We start from the raw sequence: 26,038 nt of genomic DNA on the forward strand, positions 1-26,038 counted from the left end.
AAGGGCTGCATGCGTAGGAGGCAGAAGATGGAAGTTGTCACACTGCAGCTTCCGACCCATCAGCGGTATCAGGAGAATCTGGAGGCATTGATCTCTCTGGTAGAGTTCCATAAGGAGAAGGATCTGATCCTCGCTCCGGAGGTCTGCCTGACAGGGTTTGACTATGCCCATATGGATACGGTGGCCAAGTTTTCCATCCTGGCTCTGAAAAGTCTCAAAAAGCTTGTCGGCGAACAGACCGTGGTATTGACACTGATCCTCAAAGAGAAGGAGCAGTTTGTCAACCAGGCCGTTGTGATCCACAGGCATAAAGTGATCCACAAACAGAACAAGGCCAAGCTCTTTACCCTCGGGGAGGAGCAGAAGCACTTCAAAGCAGGGCTTCCCCGTTCCGTCAAGCCCTTTGAGATAGAGGGTGTGAAGTATGCCGTCCTGATATGCTTCGAGCTTCGCTTCAAGGAGCTCTGGAAGCGCGTAGAAGGGGTGGATGTGATTCTTATCCCGGCACGGTGGGGACTACCGCGCAAAGCACATCTTGAGGCCCTCTCCCGTGCGTTGGCCGTGATGAACCAGTGCTATGTCATCGTCAGCAACAGCAGCGATGCCGATATGGCAAAATCCTCCAGCATCATTTCCCCGGACGGCAGCGTGATACAAGACGACACTGCTCTTGCCATCTCTGGAGAGATAGACTTCCAGGAGATCAAAAAGATGAGACGCTATATTGATATGCAATAGTTACATTAACGCAACCAGTTGCGTGAGCTTCCTGCTGAAGGAAACAGAGCGTTAGCGTTAGTATATGAGGCTTTGCCTTATATTCGGTCAATCAAATAAGAAAAAAGATGAGACGCTATATCAATATGCAACAGGAAATAGGTAGCAGGTAGTAGGGAGCAGGGAGAAATTAGAAATTTGTGTACCCCAGGGGTATTTCCTTCGGGCATTTGTGATTCGCGTAGGTCGGGGTGTCCTCACCCCGACATTAATAGTGATCTCTCCATAAGGGGTGAATGTCGGGATAAGGGTATCCCGACCTACAGATACTTCTATATGCTTTCTTAACATCGAGTACGTCATTCGTCATCCCATTCAATAAAAGATGCATTCACTGCATCCTACAATAACTCCTAATTCCTCACTCCTAATTCCTAGCTCCTCATTAGCAGCATAACTGCTCAGCACTTGACACACGCTAACGACTCTGTCATGCTGCTACCTGTGCCTACACGGCTTCGCTTCGCTACGACCGTTCTGGTTCCGTCGCTACAAACGTGAAACAGTTCACGTTTGCTTCACGCTTCTCATCTGCTACCTGCTCACTGCGCTCTAATACGATTTTGGATAAAATGCGATTAAAATAATCTAATCCCGATGGGTATCAAGTGATGACAATAGAGAGAAATCTGCATAAACTTGTAGATGAGATAGAAAAAAAATTCCCCCTGGAACCGCATGTCAGAGAGGCACTTTTATCGGTAGAGAGAGAAGCCTTTGTCCCAAACGGTTTCAAACAGCTGGCTTATACCCTGGATGCTCTGCCGATGGCAGCATCCCAGTGGATATCTTCACCCCTGACTGTTGCCAAGATGACACAGCACCTGGAGCTTAAGGGTGTGGATTCGGTACTTGAGATCGGCTGCGGATCGGGCTACCAGGCTGCGGTCCTCAGCAAGATCTGCCGCAGGGTCTTTACCATAGAGCGTATCGATGAGCTCCTCAAAGAGGCGAAAAAACGCTTCTCTGCTTTGGAGATGCACAATATCTTTACCCGTTTTGATGACGGACAGAGAGGCTGGAAACAGTATGCCCCTTTCGAGCGTATCCTCTTCTCTGCTACGGCGAAGGAGATCCCCGAAGTGCTTTTCGATCAGCTTGCCGAAGGAGGGATCCTCCTTGCACCGGTAGAAGAGGCTGAGAACTACCACATCATCACCCGCTACTACAAAAAAAACGGACGCATCACCTCCGAGACCATCGAGCAGTCACTCTTTGTACCGATACTGGACGGTACACAGAAGTAGAGAACAGGGAGCAAGTAGCAGTGAGAAATTAGAAATTTGTGTACCCCAGGGGTATTTCCTTCGGGCATTTGTGATTCGCGTAGGTCGGGGTGTCCTCACCCCGACATTAATGGTGATCTCTCCATAAGGGGTGAATGTCGGGATAAGGGTATCCCGACCTACAGATACTTCTATATGCTTTCTTAACATCGAGTACGTCATTCGTCATCCTATTCAATAAAAGATGCATTCACTGCATCCTACAATAACTCCTAATTCCTAATTCCTCACTCCTAATTCCTAGCTCCTCATTAGCAGCACAACTGCTCAGCACTTGACACACACTCATGACTCTGTCATGATACTCAACGCTCAACGCTCAACGCTCAACGCTCAACGCTCAACGCTGCCCGTTTACGCCTTTCATTAAACTTATGCTATGATTGACAAAACTGTAAAATCAAGGGTAACTTGCCCTAACGAGGAGAGTGGATGGAAACGTTGATGAAGCCTGCAGAGTATGCCAAGGAGCTGGGTATCTCCAGACAAGCGGTCTATGCGAAGATCAAAAAGGGGATATTGACAGCCAAAGAGGTGGAAGGTAAACTTTACATCGTGGTTGACAGTGAAACCACCCCGCAGTCCGCTCCAAAAACCTCAGCTTCTCCAAACCCCCAACGCAAACCTTCACCTGCTGCTTCTACCAGGCCTGCAGAGGTGCCTCCGGAGTACCAGAAGCTCCTGGCAGCCAAGGATGAGACGATCTCCGTGCTCAAAGAGACGGTAGAGGACCTCAAAGAGAGCAACAGGCAGATCTCCACCACGCTCAAAGGGGAGATAGATCTTCTCAAATCGGCCTTTTCAGAGATGCGCTCTTTGTATGTGCACCGTATCGAGCAGATGAAAGCAGCGGAGCCTGTTTCTGCAGCCGAGGATATCCTGGAGGCTGATGTGAAACAGCAGGATCAGGCCGAAACGCTGCAGGAGTGGATCGGGACCAAACGTTTTTTAAGACAGCAGGATATCATCAAAGAGAAACAGAAAGAGAAGATCCTCAAAAAGCTCAAAAAGGCCTACAAGAAGGGAGATGAGCGTCTCTGTAAGATCGATGGAAAGCTGAAGGTCGATGCGACGAAGAGTTATGAGGATATTCTCAGCTAGCGCTTTTCTCTTTTTTATAGAATTTTTTTATTTATTCTTATGCTGGGATGTGTTACGCTGATACAAACGCAACTTCGGAAATAGCAAAGGGGAAAGATGAAAACGATACGACCCAACCGTCTCTTGGCACTACGCATGACTCTTACTATACTGCTTAGTACGCTCTTTTCTACAACAGCGACTGCCTCCACGGTCAGCTATCAGGAGTCCGTATCGGAGGTGATGCTCGATACGTTTGCGTCCCGCCAGAGTGAACGCTTCCTGCAGGAGCTCTATACCCAGCTCTACTTTGTACCGGTATGGACGACAGAAGATACGCTCTCTTCACTCTCCAGATCCCTTTTTGAAAAGATCAGAAGTGACCGGACCCTTGACCCCTCCAGTGTACTTAGAGAGGAGAGCCTTGGTGCAGAAGAGGAGGCGGAGGCACTTTATAGGGGCGGTGCCACCCTGAAAGAAAAGGTGGCGCTTGAGTTCAGGATCTCCCGTCTCTACAGACGTTATGCGGAGTATGCGCTCTACGGGAGCATTAACTGGGGTGCTTTTCAGGCACAGCTCTACAATCTCAAATCAGAGGGTATCAGTGCAGGCTGGGTTCCCTATAAGCCTCAGACAGACCCGGTCACACTCCTGCAGGAGGCGATACTAGAGGGGAGTCTGGAGAGTGCCTTTGAGGGTGCCGAACCCAAAAGCTATCACTACAGTGCATTGAAGCAGAAACTGATAGAGCACCTGGAGCTCCGGGAAGCGGGGGAGTGGGAACCGATCCCCTACAGGGAGGTGATCAAAAGGGGCAAGAGTGATGAGAGCGTACCTCTGATCCGGGAGCGGCTGCAGCTGCTTGGAGACTACACGGGGTGTGAAGAGGAGAGTGCGCTCTATGATGCGTGCCTGGAAGCCTCGGTCATCGCCTTCCAGGAGCGTCACGGCCTGGAGAATGACGGGGTGGTAGGGAAGCAGACGATAGCGGCTCTCAATATCCCACTGCAGGAGCGTATCGACACGATCCGTCTCAACCTTGACCGTATCAAATGGCTGATCCCCCGCTGTACGACCCGCCATATCATTATCAATATCCCGGCATTCAAGCTCTCTATCGAGGATAGCGGTGTATTGGACCGCCAGATGAAGGTGGTCATCGGTAAACGCAGGAATCCCACACCGGTCTTTTCGGACACGGTAGAGACGGTCGTGCTCAACCCCAACTGGAATGTCCCGAAGAGTATTATCCAGAAGGAGATGATCCCAAAACTGCTGAGAAATCCCGGTGCGATGCAAAGAGAGGGGATCCATATCTATACCGGGTGGGGCAGGGATGCCAAAAGGATAAGCGGAGGTTCGGTGAACTGGGCCAACTACCGCTATACGAAGAACCTGCCGTTCCGTTTTGTACAGCCGCCGGGCTATGACAATGCACTGGGAAAGGTGAAGTTCCTCTTCCCCAACCGTTTTACGGTCTATATGCACGATACCCCTGCCAAGTCACTCTTCACCAGGACTTCACGGGCTTTCAGCCACGGGTGTATCCGTCTGGAGCAGCCCATGGAGATGCTGAGGTTCTTTTCGGAGCTCAATGCCAATATCGACTACGAGAAGGCATTGAAAAAGCTGGAGGGCAACCGTAACGAACATATCCCGCTGCAACTGCAGGTCCCTGTAGATATCGTCTATCTGACAGCATTTGTTGATTATAATGGCACACTTCAGTTCAGGCCGGATATCTACAGGTATGACCGGATGCAGCTGTCAACACTGAGAGCGTGGTAAGGAGCGTCATGGCATTTGAGTATGCGATCGTATTGACAGGCGGGATCTCTACGGGCAAGAGTACGGTAGCGAAGATATTTGCCGAGCAGGGGTTTGAGATCATCGATGCGGATGAGGTCGCCCACCGGGTGTTGGATGCACAGCATCTAAAGATCGCAGAGCTCTTCGGAGACCAATTTGTCAAAGAGGGGAAGGTCGACAGGAAAGCACTGGGTGCTGTCGTCTTCGCCGATAAAGAGAAGCGGAAAGCGCTGGAGGCACTGCTGCACCCTCTGATCTATGATGAGATAGAGGCCGAAGCGGCCAGACTGGATGCGCTGAAGATACCCTATCTTGTCGATATCCCCCTCTTTTTTGAGACGGGCGGCCGCTACCCGATCAAACGTTCGCTGGTGGTCTATACGACAAAAGAGCAGCAACTCAAGCGGCTCATGCAGAGAGATGGGTATAATACGCAAAATGCACAGCAGCGTATCGACGCACAGCTGCCGATCGACGAGAAACGTGACCGGGCAACCTATGTGATCGACAATACCGGTGACCTGGCACACCTCAAAGCGGAGTGTGACCGGGTTATCGGGGAGCTGAAAAGCGAGGATTGACGATAGGTAATTTGTGATTCTTAATCCGTGAAAGGTGATACGTAATTCGTAATTTTGTAGGGGCGGATCGTCGTGTCCGCCCGGAACAGATGGGGCATTCGTAATCCGTGATTTCGTAGGGTGGGCTTGCCAGCCCACGCTGTACGTTTTCCTCCGTTCGCCCTGAGCGTGTCGAAGGGAGATGTGGATTTCATCGCGTAGGGTGCGTAATCACGCACCAAAATAGGTAGTGACGGAGAATAGAAACGGTTGTTTTACCAAAGAGCTTTTTTCCCGTCATCCTCGGGCTTGCACCCCTGGGGTATTTCCTTTGGGCATCCGGGGATCCATAGCTTTGGATATGGTTACCGGTAATCCCCGTTCGTCCTGAGCTTGTCGAAGGGTGCAGAGTTGGAGTGCATGGTTCGACAGGCTCACCATGAACGGAAATTTGTTATCTTGTAGGGGAGGACCGTTGTGTCCGCCCGAGGATATCTTTTAAATAAAAACCTGTCACCTGAACGACCTTGTAAGCAGGAAGTGTTGCAGAAGTGCAAAAAACTTCCGTCGCGTTTCGAGAGGGTGACGCTTTTTTGCTTCGTTTTTTATCCTAGTGAAGCGTAGCGGTGATGAAGTCATCACTCTCTTTGAGAAAAAAATGAAGAGAGAAACACTACTTAAATTTGCAAACGAAAAAAGTATGTAAAATAATTATTAGATTGGGGATCCTTTGGCAATAATAATTAATAGTGAAAAAAAGGAGATATAGTGATAAAACATTCATGATTTTCAGTTAAAATTAGAGCAAATAATGAAAATCAAGAGTGTTTTATTCTTGCCGAGAGGCAAAGCTTTAGTGAGAGGAATTTTTTCTGACGCTTTGCTTTAGAAAAAAGGAGATATTAAATATGAAAGTAACGAAATATTCAGGCAACGGCAATGACTTTGTCATATTTATCGCCCAGGAGAGAGCCGACAGAAGCGAACTGGCTCGAAAACTCTGCCACAGACAAAACGGTGTAGGGGCTGACGGGCTGGTGGTGGTCCTGCCGCATCCCGAGTATGATTTTGAGTGGGAGTTTTACAACGCGGACGGAAGTGAGGCCGATATGTGCGGCAATGCTTCACGCTGTGTGGCACACTTTGCCCATGAGAAGGGGATCAGCAAAGACGGCAAAGCGGAGTTTCTGACGGGGGCAGGGGTGATCCGTGCGACGATCAACGGCTTTTATGTGGTGAGTGATATGGTGGAACCGAAGATCATCAATACCCATATAGAGGAAGACGGCGAGACCTGGTGGCTGATCGACTCGGGTGTGCCTCACCTGGTAGCGATCAGAGAGGATATCGAAACTTTCGATATCGAGCAGATGAGACGCCTCCGCCACAACTACAATGCCAATGTGAATATCTGTAAGTATGAGAACAACACACTCTATGTACGCACCTATGAGCGCGGGGTAGAGGATGAGACCCTGGCATGCGGTACAGGGATGGTCGCCTGCTATATCCGCAACCACAAAGAGGGCAATCTTGAAGGGCAGGTAAGAGTCCAGCCCAAAAGTGGGGATGAGCTCTATGTCAGTTACGAGGACGGGATCTACCGTTTCGGCGGGAAGGTGACCAAAACCTTCGAAGCCGAGGTTTTTGATATCTAGCCATCTCCGTTCATGGTGAACGGAGAAAAGTAAAAAATTACCGGTGATTTTATCGCGTAGGGTGGGCTTGCCAGCCCACCGGAACCCAGGGAATGGTTATGACAATCACAGGTTGGTCTTGGTGAATGGATTTGGTTACAGCGTGGGTTGGCAAACCCACCCTACAAAAACGCCCCTTCGTTATCCATAGATTCAATACATAGCATCACCTAACCCTCACTATACTCCATGCTTAACTTACCTCAAGCGAATGGGGTTTGTCACTACTTTTTTTAGAAAAAAGTAGGCAAAAAATCGTCACCCCTCTCGAAACGCGACGGAAGTTTTTGCACTTCTGCAAAACCTCCTGCTTACAAGGTCGTTCGGGGTGACAAATTTTTATTAAATAGATTTGACAAGAGTTTGTCATTTTTAGACTCGGAACCGGAAGAGCTGTACAGAATGTACCTCTGAAGGGAGATCTATAACGCCGGAAGCACCGTCCGCACACTTGCGAAGTGAAAACCGTTAAGAAAACAACAACTGCTTGTTGTTTATAGGTTTGAAACTGAAATGGTCGTAACGTAGTGTAGCCATGTAGGCAAACTTTTTTGCACCCCAAGGGCACTTCCTCCCTTTGGTCAGGGCGCTTCGTTTTTTCTCCTAGTGAAGCGTAGCGGTGACGAAGTCATCCTGATACCGGATCGTAGTCCGGCATGATGATTCGCTTATATCCCCGGGCGGAGACAAGGTATCGTCCCTACAAAATTGTATCCCGTTTATTAAGATCATTTTGGTCACTGAGCACTTTGTGTGCAGGTGTGAAGGCGTGCAATATTGCGAAGCAACACGCCGGAAGCACCGTCCGCACACTTGCGAAGTGACGATTTTTTGCTTCGTTTTTTCTAAAAAAATGAAGGTAAAGAAGTAAAATGAAACCCTACGGGCATCCGGGGATCCACAGGCCGGGATAACCGGACTAACCTTGCTACAGCGTGGGCTGGCAAGCTCACCCTACAAAATCATTCTTCAATTCTAATTCTTTTGGATCCCTGTCCAAAAGTTGCATTCTTTAAGTTTCCCCTCGCTATAATTCGATTCTTTTAGAAAACGTTAGCGTTTTGAGCCCGCTGCTGAAGCGAACTTAGTGTTAGCGTAGGTAAAAATGAGCTTTGCTTATTTTCCGTTCTTTTAATAGTGATCGCGTAGCTCAGTTGGTAGAGCACTACCTTGACATGGTAGTGGTCGTTGGTTCAAGTCCAATCGTGATCACCACTTTTCCAAATTAAAAATCCAAAAGTAAAACGATACACGTAACATGTAATAAGTAACAAGTAAAATGTAAAACGAATGCCCGGAGGAAATGCCCCTGGGGTACACTAATCTCATTTTCGATAAAATACGCCTCATGTCCTCATCGCTTAACTGGATAAAGCAGGGCCCTCCTAAGGCCTAGCTCGAGGTTCGAGTCCTCGTGGGGACACCACTTCACAATTAATAATTAACAAGTAAAAAGTAAAATGTAACATGTAAAACGAATGCCCGGAGGAAATGCCCCCTGGGGTACACGTTTCACGAATCACGTTTCACCAATTTCTACTTCCTCATTCCTAACTAGTAGCACCGCTGCACCTGCTCCGTTATCACTTTATTACCATCATTTATTTACCTTTATAAATACTTTTGTTATAATCCTGCTCTGTAAAAAGAGGGGAATTAAATAATCTATGAATAGCATTATCAAAAGCAATACTATTATCAACAAATGTCTATTTCCGGCAGCAGGCTACGGAACACGTTTTCTGCCTGCTACGAAAGCAACGCCAAAAGAGATGCTTCCCGTGCTTACCAAACCGCTGATACAGTACGGTGTAGAGGAGGCAGTGGAAGCGGGTATCCATACGATGGCGATCGTTACGGGAAGAGGAAAACGTGCCATAGAGGACCATTTTGATATCTCCTATGAACTGGAGCACCAGATCAAGGGTGGTTCCAAAGAACACCTGCTCGATGAGATCCGTGCACTGATCACTGAATGTACTTTCTCTTACACCAGACAGGTTGAGATGAAAGGTCTGGGACATGCTATCCTCACCGGAGAAACTCTGATAGGTGATGAACCGTTTGCCGTTATCCTTGCCGATGATCTTTGTACCAACTCCTCCGTCATCCTCGACTCCGCTCGGGGATCCATAAACACCAAAGGTGTTCTCAGTCAGATGATAGAGGTCTATGAGAAATACCAATGCTCTATCGTGGCCATAGAAGAGGTGCCGATGGAGCAGACTCATAAATACGGTGTCATCGCCGGACACCTGGTAGACGGGACCGATGATACCTACAGGGTCACCGATATGGTAGAGAAACCTGACCCGAAAGATGCCCCTACAAACATGGCGATTATAGGAAGATATATTCTTACCCCAGATATCTTTGATATCATCAGAGAGACCGAACCCGGTAAAAATGGTGAGGTACAGATCACCGATGCCCTTCTTACTCAGGCCAAAAACGGAAAAGTCATTGCCTACAAGTTCAAAGGACAACGTTTTGACTGCGGTTCCGTGGATGGGTTTGTAGAGGCTACGAACTATTTTTATCAAAAAACAGAGGAAGTTTAAATGACGAGTTGTAAAAAGATTCTTATAGTCTTTGGAACCAGACCGGAAGCGATCAAGATGGCACCGCTTGTGAAAGCGTTTCAAAGTTATCCCGAAACATTTGAAACCAGAGTCTGTGTCACCGCGCAGCATAGAGAGATGCTGGACCAGGTTTTGGAGCTTTTCGAGATCACACCGGAGTATGATCTGGATATCATGAAACCGGGTCAGGATCTCTATGATGTGACCTCCAATGTACTTTTGGGGATGAAGTCGGTGCTCTCTGATTTCAAACCTGATCTTGTTCTGGTGCATGGAGATACGACGACCACGAGTGCAGCCAGCCTGGCGGCTTTTTATCAGCAGATAAAAGTAGGGCATGTGGAAGCGGGCCTGCGCACTGGCGATATCTACTCTCCATGGCCGGAAGAGGCCAACAGACAGATCACGGGGATATTGGCAAATTATCATTTTGCCCCTACGGAAACCTCGAGAGAGAATCTTCTCAGGGAAAACAAAGAGGGAAAAAACATCGTCGTCACGGGAAATACCGTGATTGATGCACTCTTTTTGGCGCTTGAGAAGATAAAGAACAACACTGACTTGGAATCCGAGATCATAAGCAGTATCAACAAAATGCTGCCATCCACATTCCAATTACCTAGCAATGACTCAACGCTCAACGCTGAACGCTCAACGCTACAAAATCAGAAAATGATTTTGGTAACAGGTCACCGTAGGGAAAACCACGGGCAGGGTTTCATCAACATCTGTACAGCACTCAAAGAGATCGCACTGGAAAACCCGGATATCGCTATCGTCTATCCGGTCCATCTCAATCCCAATGTCCAAAAACCGGTCAAAGAGCTCTTAAGCGGGATTGACAATGTCCATCTGATCGAACCGATGCAGTATGAGCAGTTTATCTATATGATGGACAAGTCCTACTTTATCATCACCGATAGCGGGGGTGTACAGGAAGAGGCACCGTCACTTGGAAAACCGGTACTGGTCATGAGAGATACCACAGAACGTCCGGAAGCTTTGGAGGCTGGTACGGTCAAGCTGGTAGGTACGGACAGTGAGCTGATCAAGACTGAAGCGCAGAAGTTGATCGATGACCAGGAGGCATACAGTGGTATGTCCCAGGCAAGCAACCCGTATGGGGACGGACATGCGTGTGAAAAAATTGTTGAATTTATCAAAGGGAGTTATTGATGCATACGGATAAAAAGATTTGTGTAGTTGGTTTGGGGTATATCGGACTGCCAACGGCGGCACTGTTGGCAAATAGAAGCTATTATGTACATGGTGTGGATGTGGTACAGAGTACGGTTGATACGATCAACCGTGGGGAGATCCACATTGTTGAACCTGAGCTTGATACTTTTGTGAAAGCAGCAGTCAACAGTGGTAAACTCAAGGCTGATTTGAAACCGACAGAGGCAGATATCTTCATCATCGCTGTACCGACACCGTTCCATGACGGGTATGTCCCAAATATCGACTATGTCGTTTCTGCAACCAAATCGATTGCTCCGTATGTGAAAGAGGGAAACATTGTGATCCTGGAGTCCACCTCTCCGGTCGGTACGACAGACAAAGTAGCTGAAGTCCTTGCAGAAAACGGGATAGATACAAATAAGGTGCATGTCGCTCACTGCCCTGAGCGTGTCCTTCCGGGTCACATCATGCGTAAATTGGTAGAGAATGACCGTATTGTGGGAGGGATTACCCCGGAAGCGACCGAGGCAACGGCAGAATTTTATAAAACTTTTGTTGATGGTGAAGTGTTGGAAACGAATGCCAAAACAGCTGAGATGGCCAAACTGACAGAAAACAGTTTTAGAGATACCAATATCGCTTTTGCCAATGAGCTCTCCATCCTTTGTGACAAGTTCGATATCGATGTATGGGAGCTCATCGCTCTTGCCAACAGACACCCAAGAGTCAATATCCTGCAGCCGGGTGCAGGTGTAGGCGGGCACTGCATCGCGGTCGATCCATGGTTTATCGTCCATGCTGGAGGTGAAGATGCCAAGATGATCCGAACAGCTAGAGAGGTTAACACTTACAAAACAGAGTGGGCGATAGAGAAGATTAAAAATGCAGCGTTAGCATTTGAAAATGAACATGGACGCAAAGCCAAGATTGCTTGTATGGGGCTGGCATTTAAACCAGATATCGATGATCTTAGAGAATCACCGGCACTCTACATTGCTAAACGCCTTACGGCTGAATTGGAAAACGTTATCTGTGTTGAACCGAACATTCCATTGGATTATTTCACCAATCACGAATCACAAGTCACTAATCACCTAAAACTTGTAGAGTATCAAGAAGCGGTAGAAAAAGCAGATGTTGTTACTTTCCTTGTTGCTCATAAAGAGTTTAAAAACTTGGAAATTGAAACTGATCTCGATTTTTGTGGGGTTTTAAATTGATTGCTGTATCAGTATTTATTGCATATCAAAATAAATTCTTTAATGAAAGACAATGTTTTAACTAAGAAAAATTACTAATGACCCAAAACTACAAACGAATTGCCAAAAACACACTGTTTCTATACTTTCGTATGATAATTATCATGGCAGTTAGTTTTTATACTGTGAGAGTTGTTTTGGACATACTTGGTGTGACCGATTTTGGTCTTTATAACCTTGTGGCCAGTTTTGTGATGATCATGGCGGTTTTAAATAGTACTTTGACAGGTGGTACTCAGAGATTTTTGACCTTTGAGATAGGTAAAGATGATTTTGTGAGACTGAAGCAGACTTTTTCAACTGCTTTAGTGATACATATTGCTTTAGCTTTTTTCATTCTATTTTTAGGTGAAACTATTGGCCTTTGGCTTTTGTATGAAAAGATGAATATCCCAGTAGAGAGATTTGATGCTGCGTTTTGGGTTTATCAGTTTGCCATAGCTTCAACGATGGTTACGGTGATGCAGGTGCCTTACAACGCTCTCATCATAGCGCATGAGAGGATGCATATATTTGCTTATGTGAGTATAGTTGAGGCTATTTTAAAACTTCTTGTGGTCTATCTGCTTTTGGTTATATCTTTTGACAAGTTGATAGTTTATGGAATCTTGATGTTTTTGGTCTCTTTGTCCATTGCTACATTTTACAGAGTTTATGTGATGAGAAACTATGAAGAGTCCCACTTTTCACTTTCTTTTGACAAGGAGATCGTAAAGTCAATGCTCCAATTTTCAGGTTGGAATCTGTTTGGAACATTAGGTGCAATGTTGTCGAACCACGGTATATCTTTACTTCTAAATTTATACTTTGGACCTGTGGCAAATGCTGCACACGCGATCTCGATGCAAGTTAGTGGCGGTCTGAATCAATTTGTAAATAGTTTCCAAACAGCTATGACACCACAGATAACTAAGCTATACGCAGCAAATAGAATAGATGAACTAAATAACTTTTTATATCAGAATACTAAATATGCATTTCTATTACTTTGGATCGTGGTATTGCCGATTATCTTAAAGTTAGACTATGTTTTATCGGTCTGGTTGACACAAATACCTCAAAATACAATGATCTTTACAAAACTACTTATGATATATGGTTTGATGTATTCTTTTATACGTCCAATGGTGATGGCGATACAAGCTACCGGAAAAGTGAAAGGTATTCAAATGAGTGCAGGGATATTATTAATTTTAGTTTTGCCGATTTCATGGGTTTTATTAGAAAATAATTTTCCTATCTATTCCCCATTTGTTGTAATGTTGTGCATGTGGATTTTTCATATTTTATTGGAAATATTTTTCTTAAAGAGATTAATAAATTTTTCAACGATAAGTTTTTTACGAATATCCGTTGCTCCTCTTGTGATCATTATAAGCATCTCTTTACTATTATTAAATTATTTATCCCATTTGATAGATAATAATATCTATCAAATGTTGCTCTTTTTTGTAGTGTCAATGTTTGTGAATTTTGTTTTAATCTATTTTATAGGTATAGATCTAAATACAAGAAAAAAAGTCAAACAGGTACTAGTAAATCGCTATAAAAACCTCAAAGGAAATAGATGAGTTTCAATATTATCCAAACAACTGTACTAAAAGATCAATGTATCGGTTGTGGAACTTGTGATGCTGTTTGCCCTGTAGATGTTTTAAAAATGGATTTTAATTCAATTGGTATGTATGAACCTATTGAATCAGAAGGTTGTTTAGATAAATGTACACTTTGTATGGATGCTTGTCCTTTTGTTGAAGAGAATAAAGATGAAAAAGAGTTAGCAAAAAATATCTATGAAAATGAAGATAATATACTTTTTCATAAAGATCTGGGTTATTTTGTAAATACCTATGAAGTACATAAAAAAGATACTACTGAAAGGTTGAAATCAGCGTCAGGCGGAGCAGGGCATTCTCTGTTAAAAAATTTACTTGAACAGCAAGCCGTTGATACGATATTAACAATTGAATCAAATAATGATCCAGATAAGCTTTTTAAATTTTCTCATTTTAAAGAGATTAAAGAGTTGGAAAAAATAAGAGGGTCGGTATATTATCCTACAGAGATGTCTGAAGTACTAGACTATGTTATCAAAAATGATGGGAAATATGCCATTACCACACTTCCCTGTTTTGCAAAAGCCATCAGGCTTGCACAAGAGAAAAACAGTAAATTAAGAAAAAGAATTAAGTTTGTCATAGGTCTTGTTTGCGGGCAGATGAAGACAAAAGAGTTTACACATGCTTTGGCAAAAAATGCCATCGGAACAGATAGACTAAAAACTGTAAACTTTAGAGTAAAGCAAGAAAACAAATCAGCAATGAATTTCGGTTTTGAGTTTACAAGTATAGATCAAAAAAAAGTGAATAGACTTTCAAATGCGGATATGCCCTCTAAATTATGGGGGAGTAGGGCCTTTACCCCAAATGCTTGTAATAGCTGTACAGATGTCTTTGCGCATTGTGCTGATATTGTTTTGATGGATGCTTGGCTGCCTAATTATATGAAAGATTATAAAGGGCATTCATTGGTTGTAGCCCGTACAAATGAGACATCAAAAATATTGAAAAATGCTTCGGATATCGATGTAAAAGAAATAGCGTACGAAAAAGTATTTTTATCCCAAAAACCTGTAGTCGATAATAAAAATGCCATTTATTATGGTAGTAAAAATATCTTCACTCAGCTTACAAATAAACAAAAGCTAAAAATTCAAAAACTATCAAATATAAACTATGAAAAAAATAAGCCTGAAATCGATTTGCTTTTTAATAAAATAAGACAAATACAGAAAATATATTTTTTAGTCAGGTTGCCTAAAAGAGTAGTTTTAAAAATTTTTAGAATACTAAAAGGAAGTAGATGAAAATAGGAATCTTAACTCTCCCGATATCCGAAAACTACGGTGGTATTTTACAGGCCGTGGCTTTGTATAGGCTTTTGCATGCGCAAGGGCATGATGTGGTTTTGATCTATAAAAGACCGTATGGACTCTGGTGGAAAAAACTGGCTATTGAGATACTCAAAAAAATCCCTTTTCATGATTATAGGAATATTAAAACCAATTATAAGGCAACTAAAGCAGTATTAAAAAGAAAAGCTTTTCATAGACCTTTTATCGAAAATGAGATATTTAAAATCAGTAAAGATTTGTATACTAAAAAAGAGTTGGAAAATTTTGCGAGCAAAGAAAAATTTGATGCTGTGGTAGTTGGAAGCGACCAGGTTTGGAGAAAAAAGTATATTAATGATGCTTATTATAAAAGCTATTTTTTAGACTTTGTAAATAGTAGAAAAAGCAAAAAGATAGCTTATGCCGCATCGTTTGGGAAAGATCGCTGGGAAGGCGAGGGCGATAGTGAAGAGATCGCAAAACTTCTTCAAGATTTTACAGCTGTATCTACAAGGGAAGCTTCAAGTGTAGAGATATGCAAAAGCAGTTTTGGCTATGCTGATGCAGTACATGTACTTGACCCTACACTCTTAATGAGTAAAGGATTTTATACAGATGAGATGATCGTAAAATACGATACTTCAAATATACCAAAAGGTAGGCTGGTTACTTATGTATTGGATGAAGCTAATGAAAAAAAAGAGATCATAGAGTTTGTACAAAAAAATACCAAGTTAGAAAGTATACACCATCTCAAAGGATTTAATAGTTCACAAATAACTTATTCAGTACCACAGTGGATTGCATCTTTTGACAATGCTGATTTTGTAGTGACCGACTCTTTTCATGGAATGGTTTTTTCGATCATCTTTGAAAAAGAGTTTGTAGTAATCGGAAATCATAATAGAGGTTTAGATAGATTTACTTCTTTACTTTCTTTGCTTGGGCTTGAGGATAGACTTGTATTTGATGTAAAAGATTTAGAGGGTAAAGAGCTGGAAAGTATTGACTATAGTAGAGTTAATAAGATTTTAGAAGAAGAAAAGAGGAAATCTTTAGAGTTTTTGATGGGAGCGCTGGATGACAAATGAAAATAAACCGTTTTTTAGTGTAGTCATACCGCTTTATAATAAGGAAAATTATGTCAAAGAGACTATACGGTCTGTTGTGGAACAGTCATTTCGAGGTTTTGAAATCGTTGTTGTAGATGATGGCTCGACCGATAATAGCGTGGATGTCGTGCAAACGATCGATGATCCTCGTATCCGGATAATACGGCAAAAAAACGCTGGGGTATCGGTAGCGAGGAACAGAGGCATAAAAGAAGCAAAAGCAGACTACATCGCATTTTTGGATGCGGATGATATTTGGTTACCTAAGTTTTTGCAGACAATTTATGAACTAATACAAAAGCATCCTGAAGCCGGGCTTTATGCGACGGCACGTAAACTAAGAAAAGCAAACAGTGAAGAGATTGGCATTAACCTAAAATCTTTGCCTTCAAAAGAGTATCAAGGAATTGTGCCGGATTATTTCAAATCTATGACACTTGGGGATAATCTTGTATGGACATCTGCTACATGTATTCCTAAAAAAGTATTTATAGAAAATGACATCTGGTTCCCTGTCGGAGAAAAATACGGAGAAGATACACATGTTTGGATAAGAGTTGCTATGCAGTTTGATATAGCTTATGATAGTAAAGTTTGTTCTGTTTACAAAATAGAAACTGAGAATAATACAGTAGAGATTGCCAGAAAAGAAAAAGAGTTACCTAGAAGTATTTTGATATTGGATAATTATAGAAATATAATTAAAAATAATGAAAAATTGAAATATTATGATATGTATATTGAAAAACGAAGAGCATTAATTATAAGACGGAATATATTAAATGGTGAGAAAGTTTATGCATTAAATCAAATTTTTAAACATAAAATATCACCAATAAATAAATTAAAACTTTTAACACTCATAGTAATACCTAAATTTTGTTTTGATTGCTTAAGAAAAATTAAAAGAAGGTCAAAGATAGTTGGTTTAGGTTTAAAAATTAAGGGTAATAAATAGTGAACAACAATAACAGATATAAAATAATTACGTTGATCCTTCTTCTTACATTTATTTCCTTTAGTGCAGGAATAATCATTTATATAATAGTTGGTTTTATATATAATATAACATTAAAATTTATTATAAAAATGATAATGGGTGCCGTGCTTATTTATGCGATAACCCTGTTGTGGAATAGAGGATTTTTGATAGAGCTGAAAGGATTGGTGAGAAAGTGAAGCAGAGAAAAAAAATACTTATAAATGCCTATCATTTTTATCCGGAGATTACACCACGCGCATTTCGGGCATTTGAATTGGTAAAAGAGCTTGCGAGGCAAGGCCATGAGGTAAAAGTGCTGTTGCCGAAAAGTGATTTTGACTATAGCGAGGTATGTCAAAAGTATCATTTTGCAGTGGGTTTTGTAGATTATAAAAAATCTGCTGTCGATAATGTGACCAATATTCCTGCTGCTAAAGAGCTTTCATGGTTCAAAAAAATATTTCGTAATATTTTGAGAAGACTCATGTATTGTTTGTTCCCATCCGGTCGTGATAAAATGTTTTATTTTTATGCCGTCTATAAAAAGTTCAAAAAAGAGCAAGAAGCATATGATATGGTTCTATCTATTGCCTTTCCTTTTGATACACATATAGGAGCAGCGATGGCATTTGGTGTAAATAAACAATTGGCATCTGCCGTCAAGGTCGCAGACTATGGTGATCCGCTCTATAAAAATCCTGCCTTGCCTGCTTGCCCGTTGTATTATTGGATTGATAGGTTTATCGCATCGAGGTTCAACTATATCACGATACCGATCGAAAAAGCTTTGCCGGTTTACATGACATTCAAAGCCAAAGAACAGATTAAAATCATTCCTCAGGGGTTTGATTTTAGTGAGATAATAAGAGCCGACTATCAGAAGAATGCTGTTCCTACCTTTGCTTATGCAGGGATGTTTTACGAAGACATCCGAAATCCTACCGTTTTGTTGGGAAATCTTTATAAACTCCATCAAAAAAACGTAGATTTCAAATTTGTAATCTATACGAAAACTGGCAATCCAAACAATATGAAACTTTTAAATAGCTATATTTCTTTACTGGGGGATAATCTTGTCATTCATAACATGGTCCCTCGGGAACAAGCGATCTATGAATTGAGTAAAATGGACTTTTTGATCAATCTGGAAAATCTGTCAGAGTCTCAAGCTCCTAGTAAGTTGATAGATTACGGATTGACTGGCCGGCCTGTATACAGTTTCGATCAGTTGCATTTTTCAATGGATGAATTTATGAAATTTATGGAAGGTGATTACAGTCAGACTACCGTTGTTGATCTTGAGCAGTTTGATATACGGAATGTGGCTAGACAGTTTTTATGCCTCGAGAATAAAGATAAAATAGTTAAAGGGAAGCAATCTAATTCTACTTTATTTGAATCTGTTGCTCCGATTAAAAGGGATAAAAATAGATGAAAAAAATATTGGATTTTTTGTTTGTCTCTTTATTGTTCACTTACCCGTTGATTGTTTTACTGCCAAGAGAATTCAATATTGTGGGAGGAATATGGGGTGGAGCGAGTTTAGTGTTTGTTGTATTAGCAATTTTTTTACATCGCAGACTGATAACGAACAAATATGTATTTATCGCTTCCATAATTTCTATGTTTATTCTGCTTTCTATTCTTTTAAGTGAAGAGATAAATTTTTTGAAATTTCAATATGGATTAAAAGTAGTGTTACCTTTGTTTCTTGCATCTTATTTTTATGTGTATCCATTAAATGAAACAAAATTATTGCGAATATATTATTTTGTATATTTTTATATTCTCTTTTTATTTTTATTTTTTATTTATCGTTATTCATTGATAAATTTCAATCCTTTATTGATCACTGCTTTTCGAGATATGGTATGGTACGAAAAATCACATATAATTGCGCAAACTTTTATTATTTTTGCTATCATTTTTTTGTTCTTATCTTATCGACTAAAGAAAAATGTGACATTAGCGTATATGTTTTTTATTCCTGTTTTGCTAACAGGAGTTCGTAGTGTTATGCTTGGGGGGATATTATTCTTAATGGTGTTTTTATTGCATTTTTGGAAAAAACATTTTTTATGGCTTGTGATTTCTGTGCTAGTGATGGGAATATCATTGATTATTATTCAGCCGGATATTACCAAGCTTTTACCATTGATACTCTCTGAAAGAGATGCCAATCTTGGTACACAAAATATGAATATCACTACAATGAGTAGTGGTAGAGATATAATTATTTCCTATTATATAGATCATTTAGATTACGAACGACTGTTTGTCGGCTCCGGAATGCAATATCTAGAAAGTGATGCATCTTTTACATTTGGATTGCACAATGATATTTTGGAGTTCTTTTTTTCATTTGGGATTTTTGGCTTAGGAGCTTTTTTGATTGGTTTCTATTATTGGATTCTATATGATGCTTATAAGAAAACGAGTGGAATTAATCGTGTATTTATTAAAGCAATAGGATTGCTTATTATTTCTATTAGCAGTTTTGCATTCTTTTTTTCAAACCAAGTTATCATTTATATGTTTATTTTAATATATATAATTACATATTATCAAGTACCAAAAGGTAATTTGACTCATGCAAATTGATCGTTTATTGTCTGATAAAATAAAAGGTATTTCTTTTGTTTTAATCATTATGGTGATTTATATACATTCATATAATATTTTGACGGCGGAAGGTCGGAGCATTTTCTCAGTAACAAATAATAGTGCCAATACAGCTATTTTTTTACAAAATTTATTTTCACAAGGAGTGTTTCGATCTGCCGTCCCGATGTTTTTCACTATATCCGGTTTTTTATTTTTTATAAACTACAGATCAATTAACGATTATTATAAAAAAATAAGGAATAGATTTAATACCATTTTGATCCCTTTTGTTTTTTGGGGTGGATTAGTTGTTGTGCTTTATTATATAGCTCAAGCTTTTCTATTTTCAGATGTCCAGTTTACCTCTGTACCCATCAGAGATTTGGGAATTTATGGTCTATTGGAAGCTTTTTTCTTAAAACCTTATAATTATCCGTTATGGTTTTTACGTGATTTGATACTTGTGATACTGTGTACGCCTATTATCTATGTGAGCGTGAAAAAATTGACAACTATCTGGTTTGTCTTAACTATTTCATTATGGTTATTAGATATCGGTGCAGGAGCAAAATTATTTTTTTATAAATCGGAAGTGATTCTCTTTTTTTCTATTGGAGCTTATTTTGCTCTTTGTGGTAAAAAATATTTAGATTACAAAATGGACCGAAACACTTTATTATATTTAATTACAATCTATATCTCAGTTTTATTAGTAAAAACATATTTGATAACTTTTTTAAATACTGATTTTACATTTTTGTTTGGATTGATGCAAAAAATTATTATCGTTTTAGGTGTTTTAGTACTATGGAATCTTTCTGATTACACAAGAGTATCCAAAATTGTTTTAGTCAATTACACTTTTTTATTTTACGTGTTTCATGAGCCTTTATTGATGTTTATCAAAAAAGTATGTTTTTATTTTTTTGGCACAAGTGGTATTTCGAGTATAGTTATTTATATCATATCGCCATTGGTAGTAGTGACATGTTTGTATGTATTGGGCTATTTTATGAAAAGTCATTTTCCTAAATTTACATTTACAGTAACAGGAGGTAGGATTTGAAAATATTTGCGATTCTCTATAATAGATATATCTATCGATATTACAAAAGAAGAAAACTAAAAAAATCAGGTAATAATTTCAGACTTGGGTATTTATCTGAACTATTAAATCCACAGTATTTTTCTATTGGCGATAATTTTTTTACTGGACCTTACTGTTATTTTGTTACCAATAAAAACAATCCAGTTCAAATTGGCAACCATGTAATGTTTGGTCCTTCCTGCAAGATTATAGGGGGGGATCATGATGTTCATTACAATAAAAATTATATGTATTTTAATCGAGAGATAGATCATATGCATTCCAAAATCGTTATCGAAGATGGGGCATGGATAGGTATAGGTACGACATTATTGAGTGGGGCATATATTGGGGAGGGTGCTGTGATAGGAGCGATGTCATTGATTCGTTCTGAAGTGCCGCCATATTGCATTGCTGTTGGTATCCCTGCTAAAAAGTTTAGACGTCGTTTTGATACCCCTGAAGATCTTATTGTCATGCTAAAAAATGTCGAATCGTCGTATTCGTTCGATGACATAAACGCTATTTACAAAAGGTATAAACTTGACTACTAAAATATCAATTGCATTTGTCGGACCATTGCCGCCACCGCTTGGTGGTGTCGCTGTAATGAATGAATCTTTTCAGGATATTATGAAAGATACATTTGATATAGTTTCGTATAATACCTCTAGTGGTGCCGAAAGAGAGGACCTATACAGTAACCGATTTGTAAAAAAGGCAGCTCCTCAGTTAATTAGGCTCAAAGCATTTATGGATTTTGTAAGACAGAATTCATTTACGACTGCCAATTTGTTTGTGACAACGGGGCTAGGTTTTATACGTGAGGCATTTTTCATTATAGTTTTGAAGATGTTGGGTAAAAAGCTTATCATTCATTTCCATTCCAAGAAAAAGGGAGAGTTCTTCCTGGGCCCCTTACGAATTCGTATTTTGGCCTTTTTTGTAAATAAAGCCGATCATATTGTAATGCTTTCTGATGATCATTGTAAATATTTTGAAAAATATTTTGATAAACGTAAGATATCTGTAATAGAAAATTTTGTTGATTATGCCAATTATGATTGTAATATCAACGAAAAAGTCGGCGAGTTTTTGTATGTCGGTCGTTTGTCAGAAAAAAAAGGTTTTTTTGATTTGCTTGAAAGTATCACTCTGCTTAAAAAAGAAGGTGTTCAGGTTCTCGTCAATGTAGTAGGAGCACCTGAGAATGATGAGGTAGATGAAAGAATCAAAGAGTATGTCAAGGCTCATCAAATAGACACTTTTCTACGATTTTACGGTTTAAAGTTTGATGAAGAAAAGTATAAACTATTTAAACAATGCCGTTTTTTTCTTTTCCCCTCTCAGTTTGAAAATTCACCGGTTGTTCTTAAGGAGGCAATTGCGGCGAAAATGGCGATTCTGTCCAGTGACATTGATGCAAATAGAAATGTGATGAAAGTGGTTGATCATGCCATGTTTTATCCTGCTGGAGATGAAAAAAGTCTGGCCGAGTCTATTAAGTCTTTATTGGCGAATGATGCACTAGCAGAAGAAATGATGAAGAGTGCTGAAAAAGTAAAGATTTATGATAAGTCAATTGCGAGAGAGAAACTATTGAATGTGATACATACTCTTGAGGCTGGAGCAAAGAAAAAGATATGAAAGAATTTATACTAAATCAGATAATACGGCTTCCTTTGTGGGTAAACCAGTTGTTTATGCGGCTAAACAGGTCTAGTAAATGGATATACGATAAAAAATATTGGGAATATCGGAAGTTTTTTAAGAAAAATTTTGACCATTATGATAATACTCATGACCTGATACGCATAGTTAACCATGCTATTGCCCATGTGCCGTATTATAAAGAACGTTATACTCCGATTGGAAGTATTGAAGAGTTCCATAAGTTTGGATTTATCGATAAAGATATCATAGCGCAAAATCTGGATGACTTTTTGGCTGATGATATTGACAGGTCACAATATATTTTGGGCACGACCGGCGGGACAGGTGGTAATCCATTAAAAATGTATATTCCGAAAAATCGGCATATTGTTGAACTGGGTACCATGCATACTTTATGGGAGTCGGTAGGTTTTGAACATAATGTTCGTGCGGTCATACGAAATAAAAAACTGCCTGAGGATGTTGATTATATTATTAATCCTATTACAAAAGAGATCATATTTGACGGTTTTCGACTCAATGATAAGTATTTTCAAACTATTTATGATGTGATCGTTAAATTTAAAACGAGATATATTCATGCATATCCGTCGAATGCATATGAGTTTTCAAAATTTGCAGTTGAAAAAGGCTTGGATCTCTCTTTTGTCAAGTCCTTTTTATCCGGCTCGGAAAATGTCTATGCGTATCAAAAAGAGTTTATCCGACAAAAAGCAGGTGTAGGTTTTTATAATTGGTACGGACATAGTGAAAAACTTGTATTGGGGGGGTATTGTGAGCATTCTGATATTTATCATATAGAGCCGACATATGGATATTTTGAGCTGATTGATGAAAATGGAAAACCAATTACAACTCCCGGACAAATCGGCGAGATAGTTGGGACTACTTTGCATAATTATGGAATGCCGATGATTCGGTATAGAACTGACGACTATGCCGAGTATGTAGGTGATTATTGTGAACACTGTGGCAGGCGTGTTCCTCTGATAAAAAATATTCAGGGGCGTTGGAATGGCTCAAAGATCTATGGAGCAGATGGAAGTGTGACAACGACGACTGCTTTGAATTTTCATGATGACCTTTATATGTACTTAGCTGGGCTGCAGTACGTACAAAAGAAGAAGGGAGAGTTGGATATCCTCGTTATCAAAGGAGAGGGTTTTATGCAAGAGCATGATAAACGGTTGAAAGAGTATTATCGGTCTAAATTTTCAGATGATACAGTCATAAAAATAAAATATGTCAATCAGCTATTACGCAAGCCTAATGGCAAGTTTGTTGAATTGATTAGTGAAGTAAAGGAATAACAATGAAACAAGTAATACAAAATTTTAAAAGTGGTGAACTTTATGTCGGAGATGTCCCGGTACCATCATTACAAGATAAGTTTGTTCTTGTAGAGAACAAGTTTTCTCTTATCAGCGCAGGAACAGAACGTGGCACTGTAGGAATGGGGAAGGCATCACTGTTGGGAAAAGCTAAAAAACGACCAGATCTCGTAAAGCAAGTATTGGCCAGTGTAAAAAAAGAGGGGATTAAGGCAACATTTGACAAAGTTAAAACAAAGCTGGATTCTCTTGCGGCGCTGGGGTATAGTTCAGCTGGTACTGTAATGGCAAGTTTGGATAGCAATGGTGAGTTTCAGCCAGGTGACAGAGTAGCTTGTGCCGGACAAAACTATGCTTCACATTCAGAGGTTGTTAGTGTTCCCCAAAATCTTGTCATGAAAATACCTGATAATGTTTCTTTTGAAGAGGCAAGTTTCACTACATTGGGTGGCATAGCCATGCAAGGTGTTCGTCAAGCAGAAGTACAGCTTGGGGACAATATCTGCGTCATCGGTTTAGGCCTTTTGGGTCAATTAACTTGTCAACTACTCAAGGCAAATGGTTGTAACGTATTTGGTATCGATGTTTCACAAGGGATGGTTGATCTTGCAAATGAAACAAATGTTGCAAAAGCTTTAAATAGAAATGATACGTCATTAACTTCTGCTATTGAAAACTTCACAAAAGGTCATGGTTTTGATAAAGTCATTATCACAGCTGCTGCACCAACAAATGATCCAATAGTATTGGCAACAGAAACTCTAAGAAAAAAGGGACAAATAATCATAGTAGGTGCTGTACCTATGGATATCCCAAGAGAACCTGACTTTTATAGAAAAGAATTGGAATTAAAGATTTCAACTTCTTATGGTCCTGGGCGTTATGATGTAAGTTATGAAGAAGAGGGACACGATTATCCTTATGGGTATGTACGTTGGACAGAAAAACGTAACATGGAAGCTTTTTTAATACTTATCTCAAGTGGCGCAATAGATGTAAAGCCTTTGATTACACATATCTTTGAGATTGAAAAAGCTGAAGAAGCATATGATATTGTATTAGGAAAAGTAAAAGAGAAGTTTATCGGTATATTATTGGAGTATCCAGAAAATGAGACAAAAAGGAATACTCTAATAAAGAGTAATGAGATTAATAAAACGCAAAAAATCAATGTGGGCTTTATCGGGGCCGGTAGTTTTGCACAAGGCTATCTCATCCCAGCATGTGCAGAAAAGGCTTCTCTTGATGTAGTTGTGACAAGTACAGGTATCAACGCCAAAAGTGTGGCAGATAAATTTGGTTTTAATGCTTCGTCAACAGATGCAAACGATATTTTAGACAATAGTGAAATAAATACGGTTTTTATCGCTACCAGACATGATACTCATGCTAAATATGTCATTGATGCACTACATAAGAAGAAAAATGTTTTTGTTGAAAAGCCTCTTGCAATGAGCTATGAGGAACTCGAACAAGTGAAAGAAGCTTATGAGGAGAGTGGTCAATCTTTAATGATCGGATTTAACAGAAGGTTCGCCCCAGTAACAGTTAAACTAAAAAAAGAATTTGAAAATATTGGTGAACCTTTAGTGATGAATTTTAGAGTTAATGCAGGCTTTATTCCCAAAGATCATTGGACACAGACTGAAGCTGGTGGAGGTAGAATTGTTGGGGAAATATGCCACTTTATTGACTTGATGCAATTTTTTACAGGGGCTAAACCAGTAAAGGTATTTGCTGAATGTATTTCAACGAATAACTCTCAAATTAAAAGTGATGATAATATTGTTATTATCGTAAAGTTTTCAGATGGCTCTGTAGGAAATTTGACTTATGTAGCAAATGCTGATAAATCGCTGGCAAAAGAGCATTTAGAGATATTTGGAGGAGGAAAAGCTGGAGTGATTCAAGACTTTAGATCCGGAGTTATCTATAAAAATAATGGAGAAGAAAAATTAAAACTGTCTGGTAAAGGACAAAAGCAGGGAGTACAAGAATTTATCCGATCATTAAACGAAGGAACCCAATCTCTAATAAGTTTTGAGTCTCTTTACTTAACAACCTTAACAACATTTAAGATCCAAGATAGTTTGATTACTGGACAATTTCAAGCGGTTGAATAA

At 40.2% G+C, this 26,038-nt stretch carries 20 protein-coding genes and 2 tRNA genes; all 22 read left to right on the top strand.

Going from position 1 to position 26,038, the window contains the following annotated elements:
• Positions 1-27 precede the first annotated feature (27 nt).
• The 22 genes from AC4JOV_RS00175 (at position 28) to AC4JOV_RS00280 (ending at position 26,038) form a co-directional block, all read left to right on the top strand.
• Positions 28-738 carry a carbon-nitrogen hydrolase family protein gene (locus AC4JOV_RS00175; protein ID WP_229937131.1) on the top strand — a complete coding sequence of 237 codons (711 nt, stop codon included), beginning with the start codon at positions 28-30 and terminating at the stop codon, positions 736-738.
• A 650-nt stretch (positions 739-1,388) separates the two neighbouring features.
• Entirely contained in the window at positions 1,389-2,024 is a 636-nt protein-coding gene (locus AC4JOV_RS00180) for a protein-L-isoaspartate(D-aspartate) O-methyltransferase (protein WP_229937130.1), read from the top strand.
• 471 nt (positions 2,025-2,495) lie between these two features.
• Positions 2,496-3,164 (top strand): DUF3972 domain-containing protein, encoded by a 669-nt coding sequence (locus AC4JOV_RS00185; RefSeq protein WP_229937129.1) that lies wholly within the window; start codon positions 2,496-2,498, stop codon positions 3,162-3,164.
• A gap of 96 nt (positions 3,165-3,260) precedes the next feature.
• Positions 3,261-4,931 (top strand): L,D-transpeptidase family protein, encoded by a 1,671-nt coding sequence (locus AC4JOV_RS00190; protein WP_229937128.1) that lies wholly within the window; start codon positions 3,261-3,263, stop codon positions 4,929-4,931.
• A gap of 8 nt (positions 4,932-4,939) precedes the next feature.
• Positions 4,940-5,533, top strand: coding sequence for a dephospho-CoA kinase (gene coaE / locus AC4JOV_RS00195; protein ID WP_229937127.1), 594 nt, complete (start codon positions 4,940-4,942; stop codon positions 5,531-5,533).
• Between the two features lie 887 nt (positions 5,534-6,420).
• Positions 6,421-7,170, top strand: coding sequence for a diaminopimelate epimerase (gene dapF, locus AC4JOV_RS00200; protein WP_229937126.1), 750 nt, complete (start codon positions 6,421-6,423; stop codon positions 7,168-7,170).
• A 1,178-nt stretch (positions 7,171-8,348) separates the two neighbouring features.
• A tRNA-Val gene (locus AC4JOV_RS00205) sits at positions 8,349-8,424 on the top strand.
• A 135-nt stretch (positions 8,425-8,559) separates the two neighbouring features.
• A tRNA-Arg gene (locus AC4JOV_RS00210) sits at positions 8,560-8,635 on the top strand.
• Between the two features lie 241 nt (positions 8,636-8,876).
• Entirely contained in the window at positions 8,877-9,770 is an 894-nt protein-coding gene (gene galU, locus AC4JOV_RS00215; RefSeq protein ID WP_229937125.1) for a UTP--glucose-1-phosphate uridylyltransferase GalU, read from the top strand.
• Positions 9,771-10,967, top strand: a complete 1,197-nt coding sequence (gene wecB, locus AC4JOV_RS00220; protein WP_229937124.1) for a non-hydrolyzing UDP-N-acetylglucosamine 2-epimerase — start codon at positions 9,771-9,773, stop codon at positions 10,965-10,967. It begins immediately after the preceding gene.
• Complete coding sequence (gene wecC / locus AC4JOV_RS00225) at positions 10,967-12,193, top strand: UDP-N-acetyl-D-mannosamine dehydrogenase (protein ID WP_491522164.1); 1,227 nt, start codon at positions 10,967-10,969, stop codon at positions 12,191-12,193. The genes wecB and wecC overlap by 1 nt, the downstream gene beginning before the upstream one ends.
• A gap of 77 nt (positions 12,194-12,270) precedes the next feature.
• The gene (locus AC4JOV_RS00230; RefSeq protein ID WP_404820152.1) at positions 12,271-13,803 is read left to right on the top strand and encodes an oligosaccharide flippase family protein; all 1,533 of its coding nucleotides are present in this window, start codon (positions 12,271-12,273) and stop codon (positions 13,801-13,803) included.
• Positions 13,800-15,098: a Coenzyme F420 hydrogenase/dehydrogenase, beta subunit C-terminal domain gene (locus AC4JOV_RS00235; protein WP_229937121.1), complete on the top strand. Its 1,299-nt coding sequence runs from the start codon at positions 13,800-13,802 to the stop codon at positions 15,096-15,098. The genes AC4JOV_RS00230 and AC4JOV_RS00235 overlap by 4 nt, the downstream gene beginning before the upstream one ends.
• Positions 15,095-16,216, top strand: a complete 1,122-nt coding sequence (locus tag AC4JOV_RS00240; RefSeq protein ID WP_229937120.1) for a polysaccharide pyruvyl transferase family protein — start codon at positions 15,095-15,097, stop codon at positions 16,214-16,216. The genes AC4JOV_RS00235 and AC4JOV_RS00240 overlap by 4 nt, the downstream gene beginning before the upstream one ends.
• Entirely contained in the window at positions 16,206-17,195 is a 990-nt protein-coding gene (locus AC4JOV_RS00245) for a glycosyltransferase family 2 protein (RefSeq protein WP_229937119.1), read from the top strand. Before AC4JOV_RS00240 ends, AC4JOV_RS00245 begins: the two co-directional genes overlap by 11 nt.
• A gap of 217 nt (positions 17,196-17,412) precedes the next feature.
• Positions 17,413-18,654 (top strand): glycosyltransferase family protein, encoded by a 1,242-nt coding sequence (locus tag AC4JOV_RS00250; protein WP_229937118.1) that lies wholly within the window; start codon positions 17,413-17,415, stop codon positions 18,652-18,654.
• A complete protein-coding gene (locus AC4JOV_RS00255) occupies positions 18,651-19,820 on the top strand; it encodes an O-antigen ligase family protein (protein WP_229937117.1) in 1,170 nt (389 codons plus the stop codon). Before AC4JOV_RS00250 ends, AC4JOV_RS00255 begins: the two co-directional genes overlap by 4 nt.
• Entirely contained in the window at positions 19,810-20,889 is a 1,080-nt protein-coding gene (locus tag AC4JOV_RS00260) for an acyltransferase family protein (protein ID WP_229937116.1), read from the top strand. The genes AC4JOV_RS00255 and AC4JOV_RS00260 overlap by 11 nt, the downstream gene beginning before the upstream one ends.
• Complete coding sequence (locus tag AC4JOV_RS00265) at positions 20,886-21,464, top strand: acyltransferase (protein ID WP_229937115.1); 579 nt, start codon at positions 20,886-20,888, stop codon at positions 21,462-21,464. Before AC4JOV_RS00260 ends, AC4JOV_RS00265 begins: the two co-directional genes overlap by 4 nt.
• Positions 21,454-22,557 carry a glycosyltransferase family 4 protein gene (locus AC4JOV_RS00270; protein WP_229937114.1) on the top strand — a complete coding sequence of 368 codons (1,104 nt, stop codon included), beginning with the start codon at positions 21,454-21,456 and terminating at the stop codon, positions 22,555-22,557. The genes AC4JOV_RS00265 and AC4JOV_RS00270 overlap by 11 nt, the downstream gene beginning before the upstream one ends.
• Positions 22,554-23,894, top strand: coding sequence for a phenylacetate--CoA ligase family protein (locus AC4JOV_RS00275; RefSeq protein ID WP_229937113.1), 1,341 nt, complete (start codon positions 22,554-22,556; stop codon positions 23,892-23,894). Before AC4JOV_RS00270 ends, AC4JOV_RS00275 begins: the two co-directional genes overlap by 4 nt.
• Before the next feature lie 2 nt (positions 23,895-23,896).
• A complete protein-coding gene (locus AC4JOV_RS00280; protein ID WP_229937112.1) occupies positions 23,897-26,038 on the top strand; it encodes a bi-domain-containing oxidoreductase in 2,142 nt (713 codons plus the stop codon).

The sequence above is a fragment of the Sulfurovum sp. MH2-6 genome (genome assembly GCF_058374785.1).

Coding starts and splice junctions, on each gene's coding strand:
- AC4JOV_RS00260 (WP_229937116.1), top strand. CDS start 19,810: ATGCAAATTGATCGTTTATTGTCTGATAAAATAAAAGGTATTTCTTTT.
- AC4JOV_RS00275 (WP_229937113.1), top strand. CDS start 22,554: ATGAAAGAATTTATACTAAATCAGATAATACGGCTTCCTTTGTGGGTA.
- AC4JOV_RS00180 (WP_229937130.1), top strand. CDS start 1,389: ATGACAATAGAGAGAAATCTGCATAAACTTGTAGATGAGATAGAAAAA.
- AC4JOV_RS00280 (WP_229937112.1), top strand. CDS start 23,897: ATGAAACAAGTAATACAAAATTTTAAAAGTGGTGAACTTTATGTCGGA.
- AC4JOV_RS00255 (WP_229937117.1), top strand. CDS start 18,651: ATGAAAAAAATATTGGATTTTTTGTTTGTCTCTTTATTGTTCACTTAC.
- galU (WP_229937125.1), top strand. CDS start 8,877: ATGAATAGCATTATCAAAAGCAATACTATTATCAACAAATGTCTATTT.
- AC4JOV_RS00190 (WP_229937128.1), top strand. CDS start 3,261: ATGAAAACGATACGACCCAACCGTCTCTTGGCACTACGCATGACTCTT.
- AC4JOV_RS00175 (WP_229937131.1), top strand. CDS start 28: ATGGAAGTTGTCACACTGCAGCTTCCGACCCATCAGCGGTATCAGGAG.
- AC4JOV_RS00230 (WP_404820152.1), top strand. CDS start 12,271: ATGACCCAAAACTACAAACGAATTGCCAAAAACACACTGTTTCTATAC.
- dapF (WP_229937126.1), top strand. CDS start 6,421: ATGAAAGTAACGAAATATTCAGGCAACGGCAATGACTTTGTCATATTT.
- coaE (WP_229937127.1), top strand. CDS start 4,940: ATGGCATTTGAGTATGCGATCGTATTGACAGGCGGGATCTCTACGGGC.
- AC4JOV_RS00185 (WP_229937129.1), top strand. CDS start 2,496: ATGGAAACGTTGATGAAGCCTGCAGAGTATGCCAAGGAGCTGGGTATC.
- AC4JOV_RS00235 (WP_229937121.1), top strand. CDS start 13,800: ATGAGTTTCAATATTATCCAAACAACTGTACTAAAAGATCAATGTATC.
- wecC (WP_491522164.1), top strand. CDS start 10,967: ATGCATACGGATAAAAAGATTTGTGTAGTTGGTTTGGGGTATATCGGA.
- AC4JOV_RS00245 (WP_229937119.1), top strand. CDS start 16,206: ATGACAAATGAAAATAAACCGTTTTTTAGTGTAGTCATACCGCTTTAT.
- AC4JOV_RS00240 (WP_229937120.1), top strand. CDS start 15,095: ATGAAAATAGGAATCTTAACTCTCCCGATATCCGAAAACTACGGTGGT.
- wecB (WP_229937124.1), top strand. CDS start 9,771: ATGACGAGTTGTAAAAAGATTCTTATAGTCTTTGGAACCAGACCGGAA.